4 protein-coding genes are annotated in these 6389 nt (G+C 68.5%); 1 reads left to right on the forward strand and 3 read right to left on the reverse strand.

Annotated features, from left to right (window positions below; translation table 11 throughout):
* Nucleotides 1-286 precede the first annotated feature (286 nt).
* The gene (locus ACFV8T_RS16810; RefSeq protein ID WP_266428276.1) at nt 287-1375 is read left to right on the forward strand and encodes an LCP family protein; all 1089 of its coding nucleotides are present in this window, start codon (nt 287-289) and stop codon (nt 1373-1375) included.
* Between the two features lie 102 nt (nt 1376-1477).
* Here the strand turns inward: ACFV8T_RS16810 and galE are convergent, their stop codons facing one another.
* The 3 genes from galE to dxs all read right to left on the reverse strand — a co-directional run bounded on the left by galE (nt 1478) and on the right by dxs (nt 6139).
* A complete protein-coding gene (gene galE, locus ACFV8T_RS16815) occupies nt 1478-2464 on the reverse strand; it encodes a UDP-glucose 4-epimerase GalE (RefSeq protein ID WP_385328141.1) in 987 nt (328 codons plus the stop codon).
* Between the two features lie 42 nt (nt 2465-2506).
* Complete coding sequence (locus tag ACFV8T_RS16820; protein ID WP_385328142.1) at nt 2507-4018, reverse strand: amino acid permease; 1512 nt, start codon at nt 4016-4018, stop codon at nt 2507-2509.
* A gap of 192 nt (nt 4019-4210) precedes the next feature.
* Complete coding sequence (dxs, locus tag ACFV8T_RS16825; RefSeq protein ID WP_385328143.1) at nt 4211-6139, reverse strand: 1-deoxy-D-xylulose-5-phosphate synthase; 1929 nt, start codon at nt 6137-6139, stop codon at nt 4211-4213.
* Nucleotides 6140-6389 lie beyond the last annotated feature (250 nt).

Genomic DNA, 6389 nt, shown 5'->3' on the forward strand with positions numbered 1-6389 from the left:
CTGAAGTGGAACCGGGACTCCAGATCCCTCCCGGCTTCCAAGAAGATATGCACTCTCCCTTCCGCTCGGGAAATCTGTCTATAGTGCTCCAGCGTCCGATCCATCAAGAAATGTGCGGCCATTGCGCCCGCCGTGACACCCGCTCAGCGTGCGCCCCACGAGCCGCGAGCGGATCTTCCGTACGACCCCCTTCTGTGACTCCTGCAGTCGCACGGCACAGGAGGGTCCGACTCGCCTCGGTGGTCCCCCACTGACCCAGGGGCCCAGACGATGACGAGCTGTGTGTATGTCTGACGACTCCGATCTGCCTTCCCGTCGCAAGCCCAAGAGCCGCAGGGGCCGCAAGGTCCGTACGCGTGGTCAGCGCATCCGGCGCGGCGTGCTCGTCACCCTGCTGGTGCTCGTACTGGCCGGTGGCGGAACCCTGTACTGGCTGTACAGCAGGCTCGACGGAAACATCACGGGCGTCGACATCGACAAGGCGCTCGGGGACAACCGTCCTCAGAAACTCCCCACCAGCGGCCAGAACCTGCTCGTCCTCGGTTCCGACTCGCGGGCCGGTGCGGAGAACAAGGAGCTCGGCGGTGGCGGCGACGTCAGCGGCGCGCGCTCCGACACCGCGATGGTGGTGCACATACCCGAGGGCCGGAGCAGGGCCGTCGCCGTCTCCATACCGCGTGACACCCTCGTGACCCGGCCCGAGTGCGTCAAGACCGACGGCTCGGCGGTGTCCTCGGCGAACCGCGTGATGTTCAACTCCGTCTACTCCCAGGTCGGCCCGGCCTGTGTGGTCAAGACCGTGGAGAAGATGTCCGGGGTCCGCATCGATCACTACCTGGAGATCAACTTCGCCGGGTTCAAGGACCTCGTCGACGCCATAGGCGGTGTCACCGTGGAGGTCGAGAAGCCCATCCACGACAAGTCGTCGGGGCTCGACCTGTCCGCGGGATCGCACAAGCTCGACGGCACCCAGTCCCTCGCCTATGTCCGGACCCGGCACGGCATCGGCGACGGCAGCGACCTCGGCCGCATCGGTCTCCAGCAGCAGTTCCTGCTGGCCCTGCTGAGCGAGGTCAAGTCCCAGGATCTGCTGAGCAGTCCGACGAAGTCCTACAAGGTGGCGAGTTCCGCGACGAAGTCGCTGACCACCGACTCGGGGCTGGCTTCGCTCAAGTCCCTGGCGGAGTTCGCCCGTTCGATGAACGGCGTCGACCCGGGCTCGATGGAGACCATCATGCTTCCGGTGGCGTACGACAAGCAGGACCCGAACCGTGTGGTGGCCGCCGAGCCCCAGGCCGGCGACCTGTGGAAGGCGATCCGCAAGGACGGCACCATTCCCGAGTCGGCCAAGAAGTCGCCTGCTACCGGGGGCTGACGCACCGTCCGCTCGCGGACCGGTGACAAGTATGAGGTGACATGGCGATGCCCCGGGAACACATCCCGGGGCATCGTCGTGTTTCAGGTGGTGCCGGCCGCGTCAGCGCCGCGCCTCGGGGTGGTACAGGCACCAGCCCTCCCAGGCCGATGCGACCATCTCGCGCACGTCGTGCCGCGCGGTCCAGTTCAGTTCGGTGCGCATGCGGTCGGCGGAGGCCACCACCCTGGCCGGGTCCCCGGCCCTGCGGGGCAGTACGGTCGGCTCGGCGTCGGGTCCGTATCCGGTGACCTCGCCGATCAGCGCGATCATCTCGCGTACCGAAACACCTTCGCCCCGGCCGATGTTCACCGTCAGGTCGGTGCCGTCGCCGCGTGCTCCCAGCGCCCGCGCCACGGCGACGTGCGCCGAGGCGAGGTCGTCGACGTGGATGAAGTCGCGGACACACGTGCCGTCCGGGGTCGCGTAGTCGTCCCCGAAGATCATCGGCGCATGGCCCTGCGTGAGCTTCTCGAAAACCATGGGGATGAGATTGAAGACCCCGGTGTCGGCGAGCTGCGCGGTGGCCGCGCCCGCGACGTTGAAGTACCGCAGGGAGGCCGTCGCCATGCCGTGCGCGGCGCCTGCCGCGCGGACCATCCACTCGCCCGCCAGCTTCGTCTCGCCGTACGGATTGATCGGGGCGCACGGTGTGCTCTCGGTGACCAGGTCCACGTCCGGCAGGCCGTAGACGGCGGCCGACGAGGAGAACAGGAAGCGGCGCGCGCCCGCGGCGGTGACCGCCTCCAGCAGCGTCTGCAGCCCGTGCACGTTCTCCCGGTAGTAGTGGAGCGGGAGGGCGACGGATTCGGCGACCTGCTTCTTGGCCGCCAGGTGCACGACGCCCTCGATGCCGAATTCCGCGAGGGTCCGGTCCAGCATGTCCCGGTCGAGGGTCGAGCCCTTGACGAAGGGCACTCCGGCGGGGACCCGGGCCGGGTCACCGGTCGACAGGTCGTCGTACACCACCGCCTGCTCGCCGGCTTCGAGCATCGCCCGTACGACGTGCGCCCCGATGAAACCCGCACCACCCGTGATCAGCCAAGTCATACGGTCATACTAGCCGCGGTACCGGACATGCCGGACGAGCGTTCACCGCTCGGATACGTGCTGGTTGATCCTGCTGTGCCCACGCCCGTAAGCGAAGTAGACGATCACGCCGATGGCCATCCAGACGGCGAAACGCAGCCAGGTCTCCGCCGGAAGATTGAGCATCAGCCACAGCGACGCGGCCACCGAGAGGATCGGGAGCAGCGGTACCCACGGGGTGCGGAAGGCCCGGTTGAGATCGGGGCGGGTGCGGCGCAGCACCATCACGCCCAGGGCCACCACGACGAACGCGAAGAGCGTGCCGATGTTCACCAGCGTCGCCAGCTCGTTGATGCTGGTGAAACCGGCGACGATCGCGATGATCACGCCGAGCAGGATGGTCGGGCGGTACGGGGTGCCGAACTTCGGGTGCGTCTTGGAGAAGAACCGCGGGAGCAGTCCGTCACGGCTCATCGCGAAGAAGACCCGGGTCTGTCCCAGCAGCAGGATCAGGCAGACGGTGGTGAGGCCGATCGCGGCTCCGAAGCTGATGAGCCCGGCGTACACGGGATGGCCGACGGCCTTGAAGGCATCGGCCAGCGGGGCCTCCACCGACAGCTCGGTGTAGTGCTCCATACCCGTGACCACCAGCGATACGGCGACATAGAGCACGGTGCAGATGAAGAGCGAGGCGAGGATGCCACGTGGCATGTCACGTTGCGGAAGCTTCGTCTCCTCGGCGGCGGTGGCCACCACGTCGAAACCGATGAAGGCGAAGAAGACGACGGAGGCAGCGGTGAAGATGCCCATGACGCCGAAGTTGGTGGGCGCGTAACCGAACATCAGCTGGACCAGCGGTGCGGTCAGTCCGGAACCCGAGGTCTGCGGCTGTGCCTCGGGGATGAACGGCGAGTAGTTGGCTGTCTTCACGAAGAACAGTCCGGCGATGATCACGATCAGGACCACCGCGACCTTGATGGCGACCACGACGGTCGTGACCCGGGCGGACAGCTTCATGCCGAGCACCAGCACCACGGTCAGGACGAGCACCAGGGCGAAGGCCAGGATGTCGAAGCCGAATCCTTTCGCCACATCCGTTCCGGAGAGCGCATCGGGCATGTGCCAGCCGAAGTTGTCCAGCAGCGAGCGGACGTAGCCGGACCAGCCGACCGCCACCACCGCCGTGCCCAGCGCGAATTCCAGCACCAGGTCCCAGCCGATGATCCAGGCGACCAGTTCGCCGAGCGAGGCGTACGAGAACGTGTAGGCGGAGCCGGCGACCGGGACGGTGGAGGCGAACTCGGCGTAGCAGAGCGCCGCCAGCGCGCAGACGACGGCCGCGACCACGAAGGCGAGGGCGGTGGCGGGACCCGCCGTCTCCTTGGCCACCTTGCCGGTGAGGACGAAGATGCCGGTGCCGATGATGACGCCCACTCCGAAGACCGTGAGGTCCAGGGCGGAGAGGGACTTCCTGAGAGCGTGCTCCGGCTCCTCGGTGTCGCGGATGGACTGTTCGACCGTCTTGGTCCTGAACAGTCCGTCACTGCTGGGTGGTGTGTCCTGCTGGGCGGTCACCGGCGTACCTCCACGCACTCGTCGTGTACGCCATGATTGGGAGCGCACCGGCGGCCCAGGCCCCCGCACCGGGCGATTTCACGCGAATGGGCCGGTCGGACCACCCGTACAGGGTGACCCGACCGGCCCATCGACCGTATCGCCGTCCGCCGCGGCGGACCCTTGGGCCTGATCCGACCGCGAAGTCCCAGGTCAGTCCCGGGCGGGCTCGATCACGGAGCGGGTGTCGGCGCCGCTCCCGAAGCGGCCGTCCAGCTTGGCCACGAGGCCGGTGACCTGGCGGGCGATGTCCGGCGCGGTCAGCCCGATCTCGGCCATGACCTCCTTGCGGGAGGCGTGGTCGAGGAAGCGCGGCGGGATGCCGAAGTCACGCAGTGGTACGTCGACCCCGGCGTCGCGCAGTGCCTGGGAGACGGCGGAGCCGACACCGCCGGCCCGGCTGTTGTCCTCGACGGTGACGACGACCCGGTGCTGCTCGGCGAGCGGGGCCATGGCCTCGTCGACCGGCTTGACCCAGCGCGGGTCGACGACGGTCGTCGAGATGCCCTGGGCCTCCAGCAGTTCGGCGATCTCCAGGCACATCGGGGCGAGCGCGCCGACGGAGACCAGGAGGACGTCCGGCCGGGTGGTGCCGGGCTCGCGCAGCACGTCCATGCCGCCGACCCGGCCGAGGGCCTTGACCGCCGGGCCGACCGCGCCCTTGGAGAAGCGGACCACGGTCGGTGCGTCGTCGACCTCGACGGCCTCGCGGAGCTGGGCGCGGACCTGATCGGCGTCGCGCGGGGCGGCGATCCGGAGCGTGGGCACGCACTGCAGGATCGACATGTCCCACATGCCGTTGTGCGAGGCGCCGTCGGTGCCGGTGACCCCGGCCCGGTCCAGGACGAAGGTCACACCGCACTTGTGCAGTGCGACATCCATCAGGACCTGGTCGAAGGCGCGGTTGAGGAAGGTGGCGTACACCGCGAAGACGGGGTGCAGTCCGCCGGTGGCGAGGCCGGCCGCGGAGACCGCGCCGTGCTGCTCGGCGATGCCGACGTCGTAGATCCGGTCCGGGAACGCCTTCTCGAACTTGGTCAGGCCGACCGGCTGGAGCATGGCCGCGGTGATCGCGACGATGTCCTCGCGCTCCTTGCCGAGCTTGACCATCTCCTCGCCGAAGACGGAGGTCCAGTCGAGACCCGAGGTGGCGACCGGGAGGCCGGTGTCGGGGTGGATCTTGCCGACGGCGTGGAAGCGGTCGGCCTCGTCGAGCAGGGCGGGGGTGTAGCCGCGGCCCTTCTCGGTGAGGCAGTGCACGATGACGGGTCCGCCGAAGCGCTTGGCGCGCTGGAGCGCCGACTCCAGGGCCTCCATGTCGTGGCCGTCGATCGGGCCGACGTACTTCAGGCCGAGGTCCTCGAACATGCCCTGCGGGGCGATGAAGTCCTTCAGCCCCTTCTTGGCCCCGTGCAGCGTCTCGTACAGCGGCCTCCCGACGACGGGGGTGCGCTCCAGGATGTCCTTGCCGCGGGCCAGGAAACGCTCGTAGCCGTCGGTGGTGCGCAGCGTCGCGAGGTGGTTGGCGAGGCCGCCGATGGTCGGCGCGTAGGAGCGCTCGTTGTCGTTGACGACGATGACGAGCGGGCGGTCCTTGGCGGCGGCGATGTTGTTCAGCGCCTCCCAGGCCATGCCGCCGGTGAGGGCGCCGTCACCGATGACCGCGACGACGTGGTCGTCCTTGCCCAGCACCTCGTTGGCCTTGGCGAGGCCGTCGGCCCAGCCGAGCACCGTGGAGGCGTGCGAGTTCTCGATGATGTCGTGCTCGGACTCGGCACGGGAGGGGTAGCCGGAGAGGCCGCCCTTGCTCTTGAGCTTCGAGAAGTCCTGGCGACCGGTGAGGAGCTTGTGCACATAGCTCTGGTGACCGGTGTCGAACAGCACCTTGTCCTTCGGCGAGTCGAAGACCCGGTGCAGGGCGATGGTCAGTTCGACCACGCCCAGGTTGGGGCCGAGGTGGCCGCCGGTCTTCGATACGGCGTCGACCAGGAAGGTCCGGATCTCTTCGGCGAGCTGTTCCAGCTGCTCGGGAGTGAGCCGGTCCAGGTCACGCGGTCCACCGATGCGGGTCAGCAGGGCCACCCGTGCCTCCTTGCGTCTTGAGCTGGTCGAGCATGCCGGTCCGATGAGTCTAATGTTCCGTCCGGCCCCGCGGGCATCGGGCCTGGAGAGTGCTGTCACACCCCCTGCCCCGCACCCGGCAGTGGCCCGCGGCCCGCCCCCGGTTCCCCGCCCCGGAGCCCGTTCGCGCAGTGTTTGCGCCCCTTTCCCCTTCCTCCCCGCGACACACCGTCGTTTTGGTGTGGGGAGGCAACCAGCGAATGGCGGCAAC

The organism is Streptomyces sp. NPDC059832 (genome assembly GCF_042731715.1).
GTDB lineage: Bacteria > Actinomycetota > Actinomycetes > Streptomycetales > Streptomycetaceae > Streptomyces.